This window comes from Novipirellula rosea, assembly GCF_039541335.1.
In the GTDB taxonomy this organism is placed as follows: domain Bacteria; phylum Planctomycetota; class Planctomycetia; order Pirellulales; family Pirellulaceae; genus Novipirellula; species Novipirellula rosea.
Window position 1 is genome coordinate 1 of sequence record NZ_BAABGA010000060.1, and the last position, 20,831, is coordinate 20,831.

Annotated in this window: 15 protein-coding genes; 7 read left to right on the forward strand and 8 right to left on the reverse strand. The window is 56.4% G+C overall.

From position 1 onward, the window contains the following. Window positions 1-284: 284 nt before the first annotated feature. The 5 genes from trpC to ABD971_RS22565 all read right to left on the reverse strand — a co-directional run bounded on the left by trpC (window position 285) and on the right by ABD971_RS22565 (window position 5,504). Window positions 285-1,064, reverse strand: coding sequence for an indole-3-glycerol phosphate synthase TrpC (trpC, locus tag ABD971_RS22545; protein ID WP_345325792.1), 780 nt, complete (start codon window positions 1,062-1,064; stop codon window positions 285-287). Continuing rightward, entirely contained in the window at window positions 1,064-2,581 is a 1,518-nt protein-coding gene (purH, locus tag ABD971_RS22550; protein ID WP_339944678.1) for a bifunctional phosphoribosylaminoimidazolecarboxamide formyltransferase/IMP cyclohydrolase, read from the reverse strand. The genes trpC and purH overlap by 1 nt, the downstream gene beginning before the upstream one ends. 166 nt (window positions 2,582-2,747) lie before the next feature. After that, window positions 2,748-3,551, reverse strand: a complete 804-nt coding sequence (locus ABD971_RS22555) for a thioesterase II family protein (protein WP_345325794.1) — start codon at window positions 3,549-3,551, stop codon at window positions 2,748-2,750. Window positions 3,552-3,722: 171 nt separating this feature from the next. Continuing rightward, the gene (gene hisF / locus ABD971_RS22560) at window positions 3,723-4,502 is read right to left on the reverse strand and encodes an imidazole glycerol phosphate synthase subunit HisF (protein ID WP_339944600.1); all 780 of its coding nucleotides are present in this window, start codon (window positions 4,500-4,502) and stop codon (window positions 3,723-3,725) included. Window positions 4,503-4,580: 78 nt separating this feature from the next. Next, window positions 4,581-5,504, reverse strand: a complete 924-nt coding sequence (locus tag ABD971_RS22565; RefSeq protein WP_345325797.1) for a fructosamine kinase family protein — start codon at window positions 5,502-5,504, stop codon at window positions 4,581-4,583. Between the two features lie 286 nt (window positions 5,505-5,790). Here ABD971_RS22565 and ABD971_RS22570 point away from each other — a divergent pair, with 286 nt between their 5' ends. After that, a complete protein-coding gene (locus tag ABD971_RS22570; RefSeq protein ID WP_345325799.1) occupies window positions 5,791-7,773 on the forward strand; it encodes a redoxin domain-containing protein in 1,983 nt (660 codons plus the stop codon). Window positions 7,774-7,940: 167 nt separating this feature from the next. On the opposite strand, the gene ABD971_RS22575 is transcribed toward ABD971_RS22570, so the two are convergent. Continuing rightward, on the reverse strand, window positions 7,941-8,291 hold the full coding sequence (locus ABD971_RS22575; RefSeq protein WP_425571346.1) for a heavy-metal-associated domain-containing protein: 351 nt from the start codon (window positions 8,289-8,291) through the stop codon (window positions 7,941-7,943). A 576-nt stretch (window positions 8,292-8,867) separates the two neighbouring features. Between ABD971_RS22575 and ABD971_RS22580 the strand changes: the two genes are divergently transcribed. The 5 genes from ABD971_RS22580 to ABD971_RS22600 all read left to right on the forward strand — a co-directional run bounded on the left by ABD971_RS22580 (window position 8,868) and on the right by ABD971_RS22600 (window position 13,700). Continuing rightward, the gene (locus ABD971_RS22580; protein WP_339944606.1) at window positions 8,868-9,809 is read left to right on the forward strand and encodes a DUF1559 family PulG-like putative transporter; all 942 of its coding nucleotides are present in this window, start codon (window positions 8,868-8,870) and stop codon (window positions 9,807-9,809) included. A 9-nt stretch (window positions 9,810-9,818) separates the two neighbouring features. After that, window positions 9,819-10,313, forward strand: coding sequence for a hypothetical protein (locus tag ABD971_RS22585; RefSeq protein WP_345325802.1), 495 nt, complete (start codon window positions 9,819-9,821; stop codon window positions 10,311-10,313). After that, the gene (locus ABD971_RS22590) at window positions 10,310-11,578 is read left to right on the forward strand and encodes a PepSY-associated TM helix domain-containing protein (protein WP_345325804.1); all 1,269 of its coding nucleotides are present in this window, start codon (window positions 10,310-10,312) and stop codon (window positions 11,576-11,578) included. The genes ABD971_RS22585 and ABD971_RS22590 overlap by 4 nt, the downstream gene beginning before the upstream one ends. 635 nt (window positions 11,579-12,213) lie before the next feature. Next, window positions 12,214-13,449: a DUF1559 family PulG-like putative transporter gene (locus tag ABD971_RS22595; protein ID WP_339944682.1), complete on the forward strand. Its 1,236-nt coding sequence runs from the start codon at window positions 12,214-12,216 to the stop codon at window positions 13,447-13,449. A gap of 65 nt (window positions 13,450-13,514) precedes the next feature. Next, on the forward strand, window positions 13,515-13,700 hold the full coding sequence (locus ABD971_RS22600) for a hypothetical protein (RefSeq protein WP_345325807.1): 186 nt from the start codon (window positions 13,515-13,517) through the stop codon (window positions 13,698-13,700). A 121-nt stretch (window positions 13,701-13,821) separates the two neighbouring features. Here ABD971_RS22600 and thrS read toward each other — a convergent pair whose 3' ends face one another. Further along, window positions 13,822-16,035 (reverse strand): threonine--tRNA ligase, encoded by a 2,214-nt coding sequence (gene thrS / locus ABD971_RS22605; protein WP_345325809.1) that lies wholly within the window; start codon window positions 16,033-16,035, stop codon window positions 13,822-13,824. A 189-nt stretch (window positions 16,036-16,224) separates the two neighbouring features. On the opposite strand from thrS, the gene ABD971_RS22610 reads away from it, so the two are divergent. Further along, entirely contained in the window at window positions 16,225-16,650 is a 426-nt protein-coding gene (locus ABD971_RS22610; RefSeq protein WP_345325811.1) for a hypothetical protein, read from the forward strand. Here ABD971_RS22610 and ABD971_RS22615 read toward each other — a convergent pair. After that, the gene (locus ABD971_RS22615; RefSeq protein WP_345325813.1) at window positions 16,616-20,557 is read right to left on the reverse strand and encodes a hypothetical protein; all 3,942 of its coding nucleotides are present in this window, start codon (window positions 20,555-20,557) and stop codon (window positions 16,616-16,618) included. The two genes, ABD971_RS22610 and ABD971_RS22615, sit on opposite strands and share 35 nt — an antisense overlap. Window positions 20,558-20,831: the final 274 nt, after the last annotated feature.

Here is a 20,831-nt window from a genome sequence, read left to right on the forward strand (position 1 = left end):
AATTTCGTCGGGATCAAAGACTTCCGATCGCGTTAAACGAGCCATCATCACACCTCGTTTCGGGCGAAGGAGTTTGCAGGCAGAAGGAGCCGATGGGCTTAACATTCAATCCTTCGCGTGAGCTGATCAAAAGTCAACCCCCAACAATTGGGCTCTGTCCCCCTGGAAAGCGCGTAGGGATCAAGCTCTGTCCCCGTGGACTGTCCCCGTGGAAAACTCCCTGGAAAGCGCGTAGGGATCAAGCTCTGTCCCCGTGGAAAACTGCTGTCCCCGTGGAAAACTGCTTATTTGCCCAGCAATTGGCGGGTGGCGACTTCGATATCGTCTTGACGCATCAAGGACTCGCCCACGAGTACGGCTTTGACGCCGGCTTTGCCAAGATGCAGGACGTCAGCGTGCATGCGGATGCCACTTTCGCCAACCACCAGCCGATCGCCGGGGATCGACTCGCACATTCGTACCGTGTGGTCCAGGTCCGTGTGGAAGGTTTTTAAATCGCGATTGTTGATGCCCACTAGCGATGTGCCGGTCGCCAATACGGCTTCCAAATACTGCGGTTCAAATAACTCGATCAACGTTTGTAACCCGAGCTCCACCGCTTGCTGATGCAGCTCGCGGAGCTCGTTCGCCGAAAGACACTCGGCGATCAACAACACACAATCGGCACCCGCGTCGCGTGCTTGTAGCAACTGGTAGCGGTCGATGATGAAATCTTTACGCAAGATCGGCAGTTCAACCGCCGCGCGGACGTCGCGAAGGTAGTCCAGCGATCCTTGAAAGAACGGTGCGTCGGTCAACACGCTGATGCATGCTGCACCCGCGTTTTCATAACACGTTGCGATTCGAGCCGGATCGAAATCCGCGCGGATCAGACCCGCCGAAGGACTCGCACGTTTGACCTCGGCGATCAGTTGGACGGCGTCACCGGCCGCCAATGCAGCGTGAAAGTCACGGCACGCCGGCAGATCGGCGATTGCCGATTCGAGCTCGGCTGCGGATCGCTTGGCCTTATCGGCGAGAATCGTCTTGCGAGTCTCGACCAGGATTTTATCAAGGACATTCATCAGTGTTTGAAATGTCGACGACCTGTGAGAACCAGCGGTAGCCCGTGCTTGTTACAGGCATCGATGACTTCGGAATCGCGTCGCGATCCGCCTGGTTGGATGACCGCAACGACGCCGGCATCGGCAGCGGATTCGATCGAATCGGGGAAAGGGAAGAACGCATCCGACGCCAACACTGATCCGCTGGCACGGTCGCCTGCTTTGTCGATCGCGATCTCGACGCTGTCGACGCGGCTCATTTGGCCCGCCCCGACACCGATCAACGAGGTGTCTTTGGCCAACACGATCGCGTTACTCTTGACGTGACGGACCATTTCCCAGGCGAAAGCAACGTCGTCCCACAATTCGTCGGCCACTTGTGTTTCGGTGACGGTTTTCCACTGTAGCGGGACGCTGGTCAAACGGTCGGCGTCTTGGATCAACATACCGCCGCTAATGAAACGACGCTGGAATGCCGCAGGGCCGTCATCGAGCCGGCCGACTTGCATCAGTCGCACGTTTTCTTTCCAGCGAGGCTTGGTCGTTAGCAGGCCGACCGCACCGGCTTCGAAATCAGGTGCGACGATGGCTTCGATGAACAAGCCGGGTTCGCACAACATCTCGGCGGTTTCCATGTCGACGGTGCGGTTGAATCCCAACACGCTTCCGAACGCACTCAAGGGGTCGCCGGCGAGTGCTTTGCGGCATGCCCGCGCGATCTTGGCATCGGTTGCGGCGCCACACGGGTTGTTGTGCTTGATTACCGAGGCGGCTGGTTGAGCAAAGCCACGAACGATTTCAAGAGCGGCGTCCAAGTCCAACAAGTTGTTGTAAGACAACTCTTTGCCGTTGAGCTGGCGAGCCGAAACGAGGTTGACCGAGCGAACTGATGGGTCGACGTACAACGCAGCTCGTTGATGAGGGTTTTCGCCGTATCGGAGTTGGGCTTTTCGCTTGAGCGAGAAATGCAGCGACGAAGGGAACTCGCCCGTCAATGTTTCGCCTTGCATGTAATCGGCGATCGCGCGGTCATAAGACGCCGTGTGCTCGAACGCTTCGCCAGCGAGTTTGCGTCGCTGCGCCAGCGTCGATCCGCCTGATTCGATTTGTTCGAGCAGGTCGCCGTATTGTTCCGAACTGGTACAGATCGCAACGTGACTGTGATTCTTTGCGGCCGCACGAACGAGGCTGGGGCCACCGATGTCGATCTGTTCGACGCACTCTTCGCGAGTGGCACCGGGACGTGCAGCGGTGGCGGCGAACGGATACAGATTCACGACGACTAGGTCAAACGGAACCATGTCGTGCTCTTCCATGCTGTCGACGTGGTCGTCACGGTCGCGGATACCGAGGATGCCGCCGAAAATCTTGGGGTGCAGCGTTTTCACGCGGCCGTCCATCATTTCTGGGAATCCCGTGTAGTCGGCGACGTCTTCAACGCTGACGCCCGATTCCTCGAGATGCTTGCGTGTGCCACCGGTGCTGTAGATGGTGACGCCCGCGTTTTGAAGACCAATGGCAAAATCGGCTAAGCCCATTTTGTCACTGACGCTGATGAGGGCATTACGAACGGGAACGAGGTCTGGCACGGGTATTCAGCACGGGTTAGAGGGATTGGCAACAGGATCGCAAAACGGGCGACGCAAAAGAGGACGATTCGCCAATAGAAGACTGTCGCATCGGCCCGCGTGGCGGTCAACCCGGTCACAGGTCCCAGGTGGCAATCTCGAGCACTTCGGCGATCCGCTGTAGCGGGGCAAAATGGTCGCCCTGGATCGCTCGCAACCGGAATGCCGCCTGCGTGATTCGGCTCCATCCCTGCATGTCGGCTAAATCGATCGCACGATCATCGGTCCCGCAAATGGCCGTTATCGGGACAGATAGCATTTCATCGCCCGGCATGTGCACATAGCTCTCAAAAATCGCTAAATCGTGTCTCAGGGCACGCACAAAGAAGCTCAAGGCGTCGGGGTCGGCACGAATATTGTCAGGAATTCCGCCAAATAGCTCGTCAACGTCCTCGATCAATTCCGCATCGTCCAATGTGTGAAGCGACTTGTGATAGCGAAGCCGCTCGGGGGATCGCGTCGAGCAGATTACCAATCGATGAGGCGAAATTCCCAGACGCGTCAGCTGTTTGGTGACGCGGTACGCCACTGCCCCTCCGTAGCTGTGGCCGATGATCACCAATGGCGGCCGTTGATCAGCCGGTACGGTTTCGAAGTCGGCTGCGATCTGCGTCGCAAATTTTTGGGCGAGTTGTTCCAAATCGCCATCAAACGTCACGTCCAAGTCCTCTTCTCGCTCGGGTAACCGCGGCGTCAGCAACCGCATCGGACGCGGCGGTGGGGCCGAACGGACGCGAAACGCTAGCGTGTTGGTCGTGCCGCCCGCGTGGTTGAACCAGTAGACCGTCGGGCAACGGTCATCGCCCGAGGCGGCATTGGGCCTCTCGGGTTCCGAAAGTACGCGGAAACGAGCGGTAAACGAAGTGGAGGAGAGTGTCATGTCAGAATTCCGGCGAAAGTTCGCTGCCAAATTTGCTCGTCATCCGATTTCATCCATGAACAAGTAGGGGCCATCCACGCTGGATAGGACTCGTAGCCTCGTCCACTACGGGGATAGGACTCGTCCACGCTGGATGGGACTGGTAGCCTCGTCCACTACGGGGGCGGAGGTTTAGGCGGTGGCCTGTAAACGCACCGGGATTCCGGCGTCTCGCATCGCTCGTTTGGTTTCCTCGATCGTGAATTGGCCAAAGTGGAAAATGCTGGCGGCCAGCACCGCATCGGCTTTGCCTAGTTTAATTGCGTCGATCAAGTGTTGAGGGCCTCCCGCTCCGCCGCTGGCAACGACCGGGATCGAGACCGCATCGCTGACCGCGGCAGTGATCGGCAAATCGTAGCCGTCACAGGTGCCGTCGGCGTCCATGCTGGTTAACACAATCTCGCCCGCCCCAAGATTTTCGATCTCTTTGGCCCACGCGACAGCCTCTAATCCCGTCGGAGTGCGTCCGCCGTTGATGTGAACCTCCCAAAACTCTTTGCCGTCACGCTGAACACGTTTGGGGTCGATATTAACGACGATGCACTGGCTGCCAAAGCGGTCGGCGGCGCGGCGAACAAATTCGGGGTCTTTGCAGGCGGCTGAATTGATCGAAACCTTGTCGCACCCCGCCGACAGCAACGCACGTACGTCCTCGACCGTACGAACGCCTCCGCCCACGGTCAGCGGCATGAAAATCTGTTCGGCGGTGCGGCGGACGACATCCAAGATGATGTCGCGATCCTCGTGACTAGCGGTGATGTCCAAAAACACCAGCTCGTCGGCCCCTTCGGCCTCGTAGCGGCGTGCGACTTCGACCGGATCGCCGGCGTCACGAAGATTGACGAAGTTGGTGCCTTTGACGACGCGTCCGTTGTGGACGTCCAAACAGGGGATCACTCGCGCGGCGAGCATGACGGTTTCTCAGGGGTTCGATGGGAGGGGTTCGATGGGAAATTGACGAGTCGTTCGCGATCGAGGAGGCCAATGAAACTACTTCGAACGCAAGATTTCGCTTGCAACTTGGTGGCATTGGCCAAGATAACCGCTGCCGAACAAGTTCAAATGGTTCAGCAGATGATAAAGAACATAGACGTTTATGCGATGTTGCCAACCATCGGGCAGCGGCCAAGTCGCTTGATAGGCATCGTAAAACTCGGGCGGGCAGGAACCAAACAGCTTCAGCATCCCAAATTCCGCCTCACGACACCCATAATAGACCGCCGGATCGATGATCACCGGGACGCCACCCGCAGCGGCGTCCGTGGCCCCACAAAGATAGTTGCCACTCCATAAATCGCCATGCAGCAGCGAGGTTTCGGCGGCACGACCGGACAGCAATTCAGGCATCGCGGCGACAATCGCCTCGCCATCGCGGCGCAGCTTCGCATCGGCTCGGTGCTGGTCGAGGGCCCAGCGGAGCTGAAAACCGATGCGGTTTTCGGCCACAAATTCGGCCCAGCCGGCGGTCGCCGTGTTCGGCTGGATCGCCGAACCGAGGAAATTGTCGCTACTCCAACCGATTTGGCTGCCCGCGGTCACCTGGTGCAGCTTCGCTAATTGTCGACCGAAGTCAGTAAAAAAATTTTTCGCTTGCGGCCTTGTTTCCACCCACTCGGTGACCAGCCACGCTCGCTCGGCCGCCGTGCCCACGGCGAGCGGTTTTGGGATCAAAATCGATTCGGCTTCCGCCAACGCGGTCAAACCATCGCATTCGGATTGGAAATTGTCGATAAATCCAGGCTCGTTTGCCTTGGCGAACACCGTACGATTGCCGAGCCGGTCATCGTGAAGCGTGATTTGCATGGCGCTACTGATGCAGCCGCCACCGACGCTGCGAACTTCGGATATCTTGGTGCTCGGGTCGATCAGCTGGCAAAAAGCCGCCGAAACATCAGAGTCGCTCGGTGGTTTCATTATTGAGGAATGAGCCAAAAAGTACGGGTGCAAGATTCGAGTAGAGCGGATTCTCGTTAGCCGCTTTACCGCTAGCCACGGTTTCGGCGCGATCCAATCGGGACTAGCGCCCAAACGCAACACTGTGAAACATTTTTTCTTATACAGTTTGTGCTAATTTAGCGTAGCGGAAGTCGTCAAGACTTTCGTTCGATTGACGTTTGCCCCCGAAACTCTTGACGAGTTTCGCTACGGAAACTGACTGACTCGTTCAACCAACATACTTATCCAACCACGAAGGTGCTCTGTGAATTGCGTTCGATTCCGAATTGCGTCCATTCTGGTCGTTCTACTGTCTGCAGCGGTACCCACAACGACGACAATTGCCAGTGACCCTGCGGCCGCCGGTGGCACCTCGCTCGAGCGAATCGATTTGATCGATTTCCGCGGTCGAACGTGGAAACTCGATGATTTTCAGTCCGATTCGATACTGGTTGTCGCCATGCTGGGCACCGAGTGTCCGCTAGCCAAATTGTACGCGATCCGGCTGGGGGAAATTCAGCAGCAATACCAATCGCAATCGGTTCGCGTGATCGGCGTGATGAGCAATCGCCAAGACTCGCTCGAAGAGATCGCCTCGTTCGCCAAACGCCAGTCGATCGAGTTCCCGCTGCTCAAAGACGCCGGCAATCGGTTTGCCGACCAAGTCGCTGCTGAGCGGACCCCTGAGGTGTTTGTTTACGACGCCGATCGCGAACTTCGTTATCGAGGCCGAGTCGATGACCAATATGGAATCGGTTACATCCGCGACGAACCGCGTCGACACGATCTGCGGATCGCACTGGATGAACTGGCGTCGGGACGTGAGGTCTCACTGCCGCAAACCGACACGGTCGGATGCATCATCGGCCGGACCAAAAAAGTGGCCGAGCACAGTGACGTGACCTACGGTGGCCAAGTCGCTGAGATTCTACGCAAGCGGTGTGTCGAGTGTCACCGCGATGGCGAGATCGCACCGTTCTCGTTGACCGATTACGACGAGGTCGCGGGTTGGTCCGACATGATGGCCGAGGTGGTGCGCGAAGGCCGGATGCCGCCGTGGCACGCCAGCGGCGATCACTTGCCGTTCGCTAACGACCGCATGATGAGCGACGAAGAAAAAGAAACGCTCTATGCTTGGGTCGATGCAGGGTCACCCAAAGGTGACGCCAGCGAATTGCCGCCGCTGCCCGAAAAAATTCCGGGATGGCAACTGCCACGTGAACCTGATTTGGTGGTGCCCGTCAGTACCGAGAGCGTGAAGATTCCCGCCACCGGCGAGGTGCGTTATCAGTACTATCGTGTTGATCCCAAGTTGGACGAAGACATGTGGATCGAAGCAGCCGAGTTGAAACCGGGCAATCGCGAAGTGGTCCATCACATTTTGGCCTTCGCGGCACCCAAGGGAACCCGCGGCGGCTTGGACGCAGCGCGTGGTTTTTTGGTCGGCTATGTTCCCGGCGCCCGATTGGAATTGGCACCCAAGGGACATGCCAAGCGAATTCCCGCGGGCAGCGAACTGATTTTCCAAGTGCACTACACTCCGATTGGAACCGAGCAACAGGACCAAAGTTCGCTGGGAATCTGTTTTGCCGATCCTGAATCGATCACCCACGAGATCGTGACGACCAGTGCATTGCAGCCGCGTTTAAAAATCCCGCCAGGCGAAGCGAACTACGAGACATCGGGAACCAGTCCACGCTTTCCCGCAGAGGCGACGTTGTTGAGCATGAGTCCGCACATGCATGTGCGGGGCAAATCGTTTCGCTACGAGCTGGAAACGGCTGCGGGCAAACGGACGACGCTGCTGGATATTCCGCACTACGATTTCAATTGGCAGACCACCTACGTGCTGCAGAATCCGTTGGCAGTCCCCGAGGGAAGCCGGATCGTTTGTACCGCGACGTATGACAACAGCGAAGACAATTTGAACAATCCCGATCCGACGGCGACGGTTCGCTGGGGTGATCAAACGTGGGACGAGATGATGATCGGCTACTATCACTACGCGGTGCCGCTCAGCGAGCAAGAGCGAGCCGGAGTGAAGAAGCCTGCGATGACACTACGAGAACGAGCTGAAGCATTGATTCGCAATGCGGCTCGCCTGCAAAAGTTCGAACAACTCGACAGCGACGGCGATGGCAAGCTCGCCCGCAGCGATACCCCCAAGAAACTGTATGGAGTGTTCGATGATTTGGATGCCAACGGCGACGGCGTCTTAACAAAACAAGAGGTCGAGTCGGCGCCGTGAGCCGGACGTACTTGTAAGGCATTGGGGCAGTCGGATCGGCAAACGGGGCGAATGGGATTCACTCCGCCCCTTTTGCCGATTGAAAATGAGAGATTGACGAATTCAAGCATTTATCAATGGGGAGCGACTCGAAACACTCTTTATCTCTCCCCTGCTCAAACGTCCTTCTAGCTCTTGGGCTTTGACGTAAACGTTCCGTTTGGTGTCACCATCTTCGCGGGAGTTTTGCCGATGCTTTCCATCAGTTCCCAAACGCCCTTCGGACTCAGCCGCACGCCTTGATCGGGGATCACGGTGACGGATTTCTTTTCGATGCTGCACTGCACCTTGGCAACGCCTTTGACACCTTCAAAGCGTTTGCTGATCTTCTTCACGCAGCCGCCGCACATTTCGCCCACCGTCATTATGATTTGCGACTTCGCTGGATCCGCCGCTTGGGCAGGTGAGCTGACAAAGACAGAGACGGCTAACAACATCAAACCAGCCACAAGACCGGTACTACGAACCCAATTTGACATGCCAAAACTCCTTGTTGGAAGGGCACCACAGAATAGCGTCGCCTCACCGCACTCGACCATCGCGCGCAGTCTCGAAGCAACTTTCGCAAATACACTTTTGGCACTCGCAATCATTGTCCCCACGGATTTGGGTTTCTGGTTTCAGAAAACCAAGGTCATGTGAGCAGCGAGAACAAGCCGCCGGCACACACGGATTACCTACCGTCACTTTTGCTCTGCATCAAAGGCATCATACCGAGCAAGTCAACAAGTTGACCAACAGAGGCAGGGCAAGGATGGGGCTTTGCCTAAGGTCAACGTTACTGAAAACAGTAGTCGGTCACAACCGGAACCATAGGATTGGGGATGCTTGCAAACATTCGATCGACCTCGTTGCCGCGAAAACATTGGCAATGTGGCTTGACGGTGTTCTAGGCGGCTACTAGCTTGTTGAGAACGATTCGCAAGAACTAGATTGTCCGCGAAGCCAGCGACGAGTTTATCTCTTTAGCCAGCCACGTTTGACTCGCCCCCCGACGCGTTTTCGCGGGGTTTGAAGCATCACGCGCCTCCCTTTCTCTTGGCTGGAGATTTTTCATGTACCCACGCTCGCTATGCGCCAGCAAATCGGCCCACTCGCCTCGATCGGCCTTTACGCTCGTTGAGCTGCTCGTTGTCATTGCAATCATTGGTGTGTTGGTCGGTTTGCTCTTGCCCGCCGTGCAAGCGGCCCGCGAGGCAGCCCGGCGGATGCAATGCAGTAACAACATGAAACAAGTTGCCTTGGCACTGCACAACTACGAATCGACTCACCGCAGCCTTCCTCCGGCATGGGTCGATTGGGACGGATTGTATGCCGATCCCCTGCATGTCGCACACGCGAATGTCGCCGTGCTTCCTTTTCTCGAAGGCGGCAACGCGGAGAGCCAATACGACTACCACGTGCGATGGGATCATGCCGACAACGCCGATATGGCCACGAATATGCCGGTGACGTATCAGTGTCCGTCCAATCCCGAAGCGGGAGCAACCGAACCTGATAGCGGTTTTCAGACCTGCGACTACGCCCACATTCGTAGCGATACGGGATGGATCACGGATCCGACGCCGAATCGTTCCATGTTCGAGCAGAACGAAATCCGCAAATTTCGCGACGTCACCGATGGTCTTAGCCATACGATCTTGCAATACGAATCGGCAGGTCGTGCCGCATTGTATGTCCAAGGCCGAACTGCCGTGTCGCCTTCGTGGTGGACTCAAGAATACAAGGCATGGGCGGGGCACTTTAATTCGGGATGGCTCTATCCATACCAAGTGGAATTGGACCCCAATACTGGCAATCCGAATGTGACTTGGTTCGTGGGCACGGACATCATCAACGTCAGCAATCTTTACGGCGCTCCCTACGCGTTTCATACCGGAGGGATGCAAATCAGTTTGGCGGACGGCTCGGTTCGATTCATGACAGAAAACATCGACATGGACATTCTCAGTGCATTGACTTCGATTGATGGTCATGAAGTCGTTGGCGAGTTTTAGGGGAACGTCATGAAATTTCTAATCAGTATTGGTTTGGTCTTGATTGCATGCGTTTGCGTCGGATGTCGCGAAGGTTGGCAAGCGGCGACGTACCCTGCAAATGGAACGGTGACCGTCAATGGAGTTGCTGCTAACGGAGCAGTCGTCACGCTTTATCCGATCGGCGCTAAGGTGGATGTTCGCAACTCGCGGCCTTGGGCAATCGCGGACCAAGAGGGCCGTTTTGAATTGCAGACGTATGAAGCTGGCGATGGGGCGCCAATCGGTGAGTACAACGTGACCGTGACATGGCCGCTGGACGTCACCAAAATGGACTTGGCAATGATCGACCAATTGGATGGCCAGTTCGCTCGTCCCGAACAGTCTCAGTGGAAGGTGGAGATCCAAGACGGTGAGAACTTGCTTCCCACCATCGCAATCGACGGGGTGAAGCTTCAATCCAAAGTTCAAAACACCAAGAAACGTCGGATTCCGCGTGGTCCCGAGATGGAGCGAGGGCAATGAACGCGTTCGATACTGCAAAGCTCGCCGATCGCAACCGCAGGGTTAGTTTTCGCTTGCGCAAACTTTGGCTGGTCGCTCATCGTTGGCTCGGTCTTACGATTGGCCTGGTGTTTGTGTTGGTCGGATTGACGGGCAGTTTATTGGTGTTCGATCACGCGATCGATGAGCAACTGAACTCGGATCTATTGCTGACCAAGGGTAGCGGACAAACGCGTACAGTGGCCGAGATTATCGAGGCGGCGGAAGCCTCCTATGACGACGGTGCTAAGCACGCGCTCTCCGTCAGCCGGCCTCGCGTCGATGATGGCGTTTGGGCGGTCTGGTTTGCTGGCGGGACGGATCAATCGCCCAAGTACATTGCGGTTTATGTCGATCCTTATTCCGCTTCGGTCACCGGACAACGGGTTTGGGGCGAGGATTTGATGTCATGGATCTACCGATTGCACTTTCAACTGGTGGCCGGCCGAATCGGCTCGATCATTGTCGGCATCATTGGCGTTTTGGTTTTGTTTTCGATCGGTTCCGGAGTCTTGCTCTGGTGGCCGCTGTGGAAACATAGTTGGCGCGCCGCGTTTGCGATCCGTCGTGGACGGCGTTTCAACTACGACATTCACAAGACGTTTGGGATCATCAGTGCTAGCTTTCTGGTTGTGATCACCTTCACCGGCGTCTACATGGAATTCCCCGCCGTGTTCACGGCCGTTGCGGGTGTCTTCAGCGAGGTGAGTGAAGAGCCCCACGATCTGACCTCCGAACCACAAGACTCTCGCAAACCGTTAACACCCGACGAAGCGATTGCAATCGCGAGATCCACATTTCCGAATGCGAAATTTGATCACCTGCATCCACCGGCAAGCGAGAATGGAACCTACGAAGTCGCGTTTCGTCAGCCCGATGAGGTTCAAACAAGCTACGGGCGTTCACAGGTCTTTCTGGATCAATACACCGGTCGTGTCTTGAGTGTCCGAAGCCCGGCTGACTTTTCAGCCGCCGACGCATTCTTCGCATGGCAGTTTCCACTTCACAACGGAGAGGCGTTTGGCTTAATGGGGCGCTGGGCAGTCTTGTTTCTGGGGCTGACTCCGGCGCTGCTGTACATCAGTGGTGCCATCGTGTGGTGGCGGAAACGTCGGCCACGACACGCCAAAAATCGACCATCGGCTGGCGAACCGAGCGTCACCGAATCGGTGGCTGATTCGGCGTCGGACACAGATGGTTCGCGAGTACCTCAAGCGAAGGAATTGGTGTCAGGGCCCGCGCGTTAACCCCAGTCCCGGATGTTTCGTTGGCCTGTTGCGGGTCACGGGCTTGCTCAGCACACAGGCTCAACGACCAGTCTCGTCGATCGGTTTCGTGTCGTCACGTTGCGGCGGATAAATCGCAGCCGCCGCTACCACTGTTGGATCGTCTTCCAAAGGGGGGCCGGCAGGTCTGCGGAGAGTTTCGGTGCATTTCATCCCCCCTCGGATCGGATTCATCGTTCGGGACCGTGGCTATGCAATCGAGCGTGTTTGCACAGTCGCTGGATGTCCCCTTAGACGCTTCGAAGGTGGGGTTCGAAGACCAAGCCCGAATCGGCTGATTTGTGGGTGGAAAAGCAACTAAGTGCACCCCGAGTTTTCTCAAAATAGGGGGAAAATGCTGGATTTGTGCGCAGTTTAACGGCATGGCAATCAATTCGGCCAATCGCTCGTATCCCCCACCCCCTATGGTTAAAGAACTGCTATCGCAGGGCATCATTGCGGAACGAGTCGTTCTGCATCCATCGACATCCGACGATTAATCAACTTGTCTCCTCATTTACGTCGGTGCGGCTCGGTCCGCAGGTACTGCTCGCAGTGGTAAGTCGAGTCTGATGCCATTTCTTCAATTGTACTTTTCTTCGAAGGTAAAGAGCGTGATGAGAAAATCAAGCCGATCCAAAGGGTTCACGTTAGTGGAGCTGCTCGTTGTAATCGCGATCATCGGGGTGCTTGTGGGGCTGCTGTTGCCCGCTGTCCAGGCTGCTCGCGAAGCGGCTCGTCGGATGAGCTGTAGCAACAACTTCAAACAAATTGGTCTCGCGATCCACAACTATCACGCGGCCTACAAACAGCTGCCGGTCCACGGCGGCGGTACCCAAGGCACCCATGCCGGCAGACACGAGAGCGGACGACGAGGCAACAATCGCCTCGAGCGTTCGGCCTTGGTTGCATTGACCCCGTTTTTTGAACAACAAGCGTTATGGGAGCAGATCAGCAACCCATTTCAGACGACCGACAGTAGCGGAGGAGTTCGTACCTACAATGCGATGGGGCCTTGGCCCGGAATGCCTCTCTCGGCGCACTTGAATTGGGGTAACTATGACCCTTGGTTGACAAACATTCCGACGCTTCGTTGCCCGAGCGATCCGGGGGTGGGACTTCCCGCGACTGGTCGTACGAACTACGCGATGTGTACGGGTGACTCTTGTGATACAGGGTATGGCGGTGCACTGAATCGTTTGACGGGAGCGACTCAAACGGGTGGAACGCCTAGTATGTACAATCGGGTCCGAGCTTCGCAGCGAGGGGCGTTCATGGTCCAGCTCGATTCCAAGTTCCGCGATGTGCTCGACGGATTGTCCAACACAATTTTTGCGGGCGAGATCGTGACGGACTTAGGGGATCGTGATAAGCGAAGTCACTTGGCCGATAACCAGGTCTCGAACATCTTGAACATGGGTGGAAATCTGGCTTGTCGTCAAAGCATCGACCCAGAACGTCCGCAATTCTGGTCCCAATCTCCCGCACCGAACCGCTTGACCGGCAGCGGAGAAGAGCGTCGTGGAATGAAGTGGGCTTCGTTGTTGCCGATCTATACGCAAATGCTGACGATCCTGCCGCCTAACGCCGAGCTTTGCGGCAATAACTTTTATTACTCGATCGTTGTCGCGCCACCGAGCAGCCGCCACCAAGGCGGTGTGCATGTTTTGATGGGCGATGGTGCGGTGAAGTATATCACGGATTCGATTGAGTCCGGTGACTCGGGGCGTGGTCAAGTTGGGATTCATGCTCAACACACGGACCCGAATTCGACGCCAGGAATCGCCAGTCCGTACGGGCTTTGGGGAGCTTTGGGGACTCGAGCTTCGAAAGAAACTATCGAGGAATTCTAGTCAACCAAGCTCCAAGCCCATCTTATTTAACCACCCTCATTCCATTGATCATTTGGAAAAACTGTATGAATAAAATTCGATTAACACTGCTGTCATTGACCGCTTGCTTCGTGATGGTTGGCTGCGGCTCGGACGCTCCGACCGTGCCCACCGACCAAGATGAAATGCAGGCTTACATCGACGAGCACCCCGAGTTGAATATCTCTGACGAGGAACTCAACGCCGAGCCCGCACCTGAAGAAGAAGAGTAAAACTTCGTAGCGGAAAAAGAAAACCCCACGCGTTTGCGTGGGGTCCGTTTGCATGGGGTCACTGGGGGGGCGCCACCGCAGCGGCGACTTAATGGGGGCTGATGAACGAACGAGCCGCGAATTAATATTCGTGGCCGGTCGCACCAGAGTCGACGGCGGCCGCAGTGCTGAGGCTGCTCTTGACCGCTTGCCGCACTTTGCGAGTCGCGATCTCGTCTTTGAGTCGTGCAATTGCTTCGGCGATCGGCATCGATCCAAGGTCACCATCAATCCGGTCTCGGAGCGCCACTTGGCCTGCTTCGGCCTCTTTCGGTCCGACCACAGCCATGTAGTTGACCAAGTCGAGCTGCGCGTTGCGGATCTTCGCTTGCACCTTGCCATCGTTGTTGTCGATGGTCACCTTCAATCCGGCTTCGTCGAATTGTTTGGCGACCGCCACGGCATAGTCCAATGACTTGTCGCTCAGCGGCAACACACGGACCTGTTCGGGCGACAACCACATTGGGAACGCACCGGCAAAATGTTCGATCAACATCCCGGTGAAACGCTCGAGCGATCCAAACGGAGCGCGGTGAATCATCACCGGTCGATGGGTCGCATTGTCGCTGCCGGTGTACTCGAGCTTGAACCGTTCGGGCAGGTTGTAATCGAGCTGAACAGTACCGAGTTGCCATGATCGACCGATGCAATCGCGGACCATAAAGTCTGCCTTCGGTCCGTAAAATGCCGCCTCGCCCGGTTCTTCGTTGAAATCCAGTCCCGAGTTCTCCAACACGCCACGCAGAGCACCTTCGGCATGGTCCCAGTTCTCTTCGCTGCCGACATACTTGTCGCTATTGGGATCTCGTAGCGACAATTGCACGCGATAATCGTCCAGCCCTACGGCGTTGAGTACGAACTTGGTCAGTTCGATGGTCGCTTTGAATTCTTGTTCGACTTGATCGCCAGTACAGAAAATGTGGGCGTCGTCTTGAGTCAAGCCACGAACGCGGAGCATCCCGTTTAGCTCGCCAGTCTGCTCGTGCCGATACACGGTTCCAAACTCGAACAATCGTAGTGGTAATTGCCGGTACGAACGTGGCATCGCCTTGAACATGTGGCAGTGATGCGGACAGTTCATCGGTTTGATCAAGTACCGCTCATGGACGGTTTGCCAACGATGCAGGACCTTTTGTTTGTCTTCGTTTGATGCCGATGCCTTGTAGTCGGGGAATTCCGCGCCAAGCACCTTGGCAGCTTCCATCAGTTTTTCTTCGCTGTCGCTGTCGAGAGTTCCATCGACCAACCGCTGATTCCAAGCGTCGACCAATCCACCCGCTTCGCTGCCGAACAGCGGCGAAAATTGGCTGTCGCGGTAATACGGAAAGTGACCGCTGGTTTCATAAAGTTCCACGCGTCCGATGTGCGGACTGTAAACCGGGTCGTAACCACGGGTCAGCAGTTCCTTGCGCAGAAATTCTTCCAAGGTCACGCGGACGCGAGCGCCTTTGGGAAGCCACAGACAAAGACCTTGGCCGACTTCGGGGTTGATCGCAAACAAACCGTGCTGTTTGCCGAGCACGCGGTGGTCACGGCGTTTGGCTTCTTCGAGTTGCTCGAGGTAGGCGGCGAGTTCTTTCTTGTCAAAGAACGCGGTGCCGTACAGCCGCTGCAGTTGTCGCCCCGATGCGTCGCCTTTCCAGTACGCCCCGGCGACGCTCATCAACTTGATCGCCTTGATCTTGCCGGCGTCCGGAATGTGCGGTCCGCGGCAGAGGTCAACGAATTCGCCTTGGCGATAGAAGCTGACGGTGGATTGATCCGATAACCCGGTATCAATGTGTTCGACTTTTAGATCTTGGTCCAAGTCGTCGCACAGCTTGCGAGCTTCATCGCGATCGAGGATGAAGCGTTCAAACGGTTCTTTTTCCTTGATGATCTTTTTGATTTCCGCTTCGATCTTGGGGAAATCGTCTTCGCTGATTTTTTCAGGGATGTCGAAATCGTAATAGAAGCCGCCCGAGGTAGTGGGGCCGAACGCAAGCGAGACGCCCTTGTACAGCCGCATCACGGCGCGAGCCATCACGTGGGCGGCGGAGTGACGCAGGACATCGAGCGCTTCGGCATCGCGGCTGGTCAATAAACGCAGGGCGATCGGTTGATCATCTTCGCTCAATTCGCCCAGCGGACGGTTGGCGTCGACCACTCGGCCGCTGATCTCGGCAGCGATCACGCCGCGGGCCAACCCGTCGCTGATCCCTTTGGCGATATCCATCGCAGTGGTGTTGGCGGGATGCTCGTGAAGGGTGCCATCGGGGAGCTGGATTTGTACGTTCGCGCTGGATGCGTTAGACATGAGTGTTCAGACTCGTTTTCGTAAATGGAAACCGTCCATACGTTACGGAGGCATGGATCGATCCCAAAAGGATGATGATATCGCTACCTAACCGTCAATCCCGAATCGGATTGACAGAGCATCGGTCCCCTCTTTTCTCGACTCAAACCACGATTCTTCGCCAGCGAATTGACCCCGAGGCACGCAAAATTGAATGCAATTCCACCCCGTTTCGTGATCCTGCGGCATACCCCCGGCTCGGAGGGGACCCGCAGCCAAGCACCGTCGGAGCCGGTTCCCACACACTACGATTGGATGTTTGAAGTCGACGGAGTCCTGAAAACCTGGGCCACCGAGCCGCTTGAAACGTTTCAAGAGGGGATTTCTACGAAGGTAGAGAAGTTAGCCGATCACCGGGTTCACTATCTCGATTTCCAGGGCGATATCGGAGGCGACCGCGGCGAGGTGCGTCAGGTGATCACCGGGCATTTCCGCATGGTCGAAATCGACACCGAGCTGTTTGTCGCCGAGATCACGTGGCGAGACGCTCAAGGCCGAATGCAGTCCCGCATCGTCGAGATCGCAGCGGGCTATTTGGAACTTAAAAGCGGATCGGCTTCGGAAGCCAGCCCTTGATTCGCTCGGCGACGCCGGTCGGCGGGGCGACCTCGTCGGGAACGGTTCTGATCACCGGGGTGGGCCGAACTCGCGTGTCGTTAAGCAAAAATTGAGCCCAGCGGTTTTTCAGCAGGCGAGCTGACGGAGCCAAGTTGCCTCGCTGCAACCCTTGCACCGCTAGGAACGCTTGGCTTTGCAACTCAGCACGCTCTTTGTTCATCGGAAAAAAATCATGCAAATGAACATCGTCAATCCACAGCTTGCCCGGTGACAAACTATCGATCGTGATCCGCAGCGAATCCATCGTCATCGGGTCGATCTTGTCGGCTTCCACCAGCACTTTGCGAGGTTGCCAGGTTCCGTTGCGAGGCACGTCGACCTCTTCGCAGTGGCGGAACGAGGCGCCTGCTTGCGTTCCTTCGACCGAGACGCGGACACGGTGCGGCGTCGTCACTTCGCTGGCTCCGCTTCGGCATGCCAACGATACCGCCAAGCGGCCCGTTTTTGGGGGCGTGATCGTTTCGCTGACCAACCATGTCTTGGTCGCCATCGCGTTGGCGGTGGTCAAACAGAGTGATCGCTGCCCTTCGATCGCTTCGTTTTCATCAATTTGTACCGCGCCCTCAGGGTACTGGGCATGCATCCATCCGGTGATTCCGATGCCGCCAACGACCTCAAACCCAGGGTTGGAAAGCACCGCGTACGGCTCGCTGTCGGCCAGCATTCCCAAGCGTTCGACGACGACGGTCACATCGGATTTTATCTTTTCAATCGTTTGGTTATCGCCATGGACACGCGAGACCCAAGTCGAAAGCGCGTCGGAGGACTGTGGCAGTTCCGAGCGAATCACTTTCAATTGGCCTGCGTTCAGGGACACCGTGCACGTCAGCTGATCGACGCTGTGCCGAATCACGTCGGTGTTTTGACCCACCTCGTTCCAGTGAATCGCCTTTTTCGAAATCACGTCGACTTCGCACGGCCACGGAGCATGATTGGTAAGGCTGAGAACGAGATGTTGGTTTTCAATTCCCCAACGTACTTGGACGGTTTGCGATGCTTGGTCGGGTGACCCAAATTCTTTCATCGGTCGGCTCGGCGACGCATTGTAAGCAAGCAGGATCGGACGCAGATTTGGCGGGAAACTTCCACCCAAGCTCCTGTGGTCAATCACGACCACGCGAGGGTCGATGCGATCGATCAGTCGGCTTAGCTGCGGTGAAAGTGAGCGGTCGATGATCGTGGCTTGCTGCGACGCGGTTTGGGAGGGCACCGCTTGTGGCGACACTGCTTGTGACGACCCTGCTTGGGAGGACCCTGCTTGTGAGGACACCGCTTGCGGCGATGTCGATTGAGGCGACACCGCTGTGTCGTTCCCCGTGTTCGCTTGCGGCACGGGGGCAAAGGGATGAGGGGTAATGTTTAGCCCGACGCGGCCGGTGATCGGTTGCAGCAGCGATACCGAATGGTTCGCGTTCTGTTGGTCCTCGATCTGCTGAGCCAACGTGGTCCACCCTTCATGTTTGTGCGACGCCAATGGAACCAAATTCGACTCAATGGGCGGCCAAGTCATGTCGACCAAGGAGAGGCCCGTTTCGGACGACAGATGAGTCGGCGACAGATCAGTCAGCAGGCAAAGTTTGCTGCCAAGTAGATGCGAAACTGAGGTGTAGAAATTTCGGTTTGATTGGATCGCCCATTTTTGCAGCGAGGCGTGCTTGTCTTGGTGGATCCAACTTTGAACTTCGCTGATCGTCGCACTTGGTTTGCCCACCGCGATTGCAAATTGTCGCAGGACCGCTTCGCTCGGCGGGGTTGCGGAATCATACGCGGCAGTGTGATGCGATGCATTGCAAGGAATCGCCACGCCCGCAAAACAGGAGTGAGGATTCGTGTGTTGCAATAATTCTTGGATCCATGCGTACAACGCTTGCTGAACCACGGGGTCAATCAACGTGTATTGCGACAAGGGATTGCCGCTGCGGTGGTGAGGGGCCTGCATTTCCACGTGTCGCATCGTCATCGTGGGCTGGATGCCGACGACCACTTGGAAATCGCTGCGGTCCATTAAACTTAGGATCAGATCGAGCTGCTGTGTTTGATGTTTGTGATCAGCAGCGACTCGCGACGCGGGGGTTGGCGAAAACTGAGCTGTGGGGAATAACGTCTTGCCACCCTCGTTTGCCGAGATGCAAATTGAGTTGACGCCTAGCACCGATGCGTATTCTTGTAAACGACTGGTGGCCACGAACAATTGATGCAGCGAAATGGCAGCACTACTGAAATCCGATTTTGCTAGCCGCAGTGCCTCATCGCCCGCCAATCGACGGGGCCAATTAAAATCTTGGACGTTCAACGTTGACATTCGCGAACGGCTCTGCGGAATCGCTTCGAGCGTCGGCGGATGTGCCGCGAAATTCTGTGGACCGACTTTGATTTCAATCGACTCAATTGCAGCGTCTTGGTCAAGATCCAAGTTTGTCAAACGGAGTTGGTCGTTTCCACGAGGATAATACAGGAACGATTGGCTTCGCCATTGATTTTGATCGTTGCGATAACGGTCGGACGCTCGCTTTTCATCAATCAGGACATAATGCGTCGGCGGGAGGTTCCCGGCTACATCGCTTGTCAGTTCCATCCGCACGTGAATGGACCGGTTGGCAGGATAGCGAACGGTGATGTGGTGCGGGTGACCAGGACGAAGTTTGGCAAGACTCGATTCAAAGGTCTTGCCGCCCGGGACAATCGTGATTTTTTGTCCCGCATCAATCGTATTGCTGCGAGTGCGATCCTGTTTGATCAAACTGCTGGGAATCAGCGGGTTGTTGCGAGTGTTAAAGAACGTCGGTACCGTCCACTGAGATCCCTCGGTGGGTTTGATCTTGGAAAGGGTGTGCCATGCTTCGAAATCGATGTCGCCGTGCAGTGACGTTGCTTCGGGCAGCACGGTGAACACATGGTTCACGCGTGCAATCGGCGCGTGGTGTCGACGCCATCGCGACCACAATGGATTTTGGTTGTGCTCTAATTCAAAACGAATTTCGTAGACACCGGCTTCGGTCGGGGTGACGTGTTGAAACAAGACCGGTTCGCTGTTGCCGTGGGCGTCGAGTGAAATCGGAGATGTTTTGGTGGCCACGACGTGATTGTCCGCGACTCGAATCATCGAGCTGTGTATTCGTAGGTCACCCTCGCTGGGAACTTGGGCCGCGTTGCCGCGAACGTAGAGTGACATTTCGGAATGGGGTTCACAAATCACACCCGATGGAGAGACCCCTTCGGCGGGATCGATCCAAACGCGTAGCGAATCGTTCTTGGTTCGCTGCAGCGTCCAGCGGGAACCTTCGTCGCCAATGCTTTCCGAATGCGAGTCCGACAGCAGTTGCGTGATCGGTATCCGCGTCACGGATGGCGCGGGTGTCTGGTCGTCGGACGATGATTCCGCCGAACCACCGGCTTCGTTTGCGGGGGGGGAATTGCTGTTGGACGCCTTTATGGTGACGACAACTTCGGCGGTTTTCGCAGCATGGACGCGGAACGCCGCTGCACCGGATGTCATCGCGACGGAGGAGTGGAAATGCCACGCTACGCCCTTATCTGAATGATGCATGGACCCACACGTCGCCGGGTCACCGCACAGATTGCGGAGTTCGGAGATCGCGGCGTTGGAGTCGGACGCGTTGGAGCCGGACGCAGTAGAGTCGATCACTTCGACTTCGACGTTCCAGCGATGAAGCGTTTCGGCACTCCAATCCAGTTGTAAATGGAGATCAAGCGGTTCGCCATCGACGGCGGGCAGCGGGGTATCGGTGGTCGCAGCGACCTCGGGCTGACGCGATTCGCCGCCCGGCAGCTCGGATGACAGCGTGCTAGCATCCTGCGCGATCGCTGTCGATGCGGCACTGTTTGCAAAGAGGATGCCAATCAAAAACAGCGTGCCGCAACAAAAAAGCGCGCAGCAGGGGAGGCTCGCCCCGAAAATAAGGGTGAAACGTGAAAATTGCCGGCAAAGACTTCCCTGTCTAGCCATCAACATGCCCCTAGCAGGCTACCTGTTTGTAATTGAGAAGATCCGTGGAACGAAAAGTCCGATGGAGGACCCTAGCTGGAAACCGCCTCCCAGGTAAAGATGAGTTCTGAAAGGGGGGGGTGCTAGCATCTGAAACGGGTGCTTCGGCAATCCCCTTCGGTCGATACAACGA

What these genes read in the sequence shown, in the direction of transcription:
- ABD971_RS22575 (WP_425571346.1), bottom strand. Translation starts at nt 8,291, where the DNA reads ATGTCAAATTGGGTTCGTAGTACCGGTCTTGTGGCTGGTTTGATGTTG.
- ABD971_RS22565 (WP_345325797.1), bottom strand. Translation starts at nt 5,504, where the DNA reads ATGAAACCACCGAGCGACTCTGATGTTTCGGCGGCTTTTTGCCAGCTG.
- ABD971_RS22600 (WP_345325807.1), top strand. Translation starts at nt 13,515, where the DNA reads ATGAATAAAATTCGATTAACACTGCTGTCATTGACCGCTTGCTTCGTG.
- ABD971_RS22585 (WP_345325802.1), top strand. Translation starts at nt 9,819, where the DNA reads ATGAAATTTCTAATCAGTATTGGTTTGGTCTTGATTGCATGCGTTTGC.
- thrS (WP_345325809.1), bottom strand. Translation starts at nt 16,035, where the DNA reads ATGTCTAACGCATCCAGCGCGAACGTACAAATCCAGCTCCCCGATGGC.
- ABD971_RS22555 (WP_345325794.1), bottom strand. Translation starts at nt 3,551, where the DNA reads ATGACACTCTCCTCCACTTCGTTTACCGCTCGTTTCCGCGTACTTTCG.
- purH (WP_339944678.1), bottom strand. Translation starts at nt 2,581, where the DNA reads ATGGGCTTAGCCGATTTTGCCATTGGTCTTCAAAACGCGGGCGTCACC.
- trpC (WP_345325792.1), bottom strand. Translation starts at nt 1,064, where the DNA reads ATGAATGTCCTTGATAAAATCCTGGTCGAGACTCGCAAGACGATTCTC.
- ABD971_RS22595 (WP_339944682.1), top strand. Translation starts at nt 12,214, where the DNA reads ATGAGAAAATCAAGCCGATCCAAAGGGTTCACGTTAGTGGAGCTGCTC.
- hisF (WP_339944600.1), bottom strand. Translation starts at nt 4,502, where the DNA reads ATGCTCGCCGCGCGAGTGATCCCCTGTTTGGACGTCCACAACGGACGC.
- ABD971_RS22590 (WP_345325804.1), top strand. Translation starts at nt 10,310, where the DNA reads ATGAACGCGTTCGATACTGCAAAGCTCGCCGATCGCAACCGCAGGGTT.
- ABD971_RS22580 (WP_339944606.1), top strand. Translation starts at nt 8,868, where the DNA reads ATGTACCCACGCTCGCTATGCGCCAGCAAATCGGCCCACTCGCCTCGA.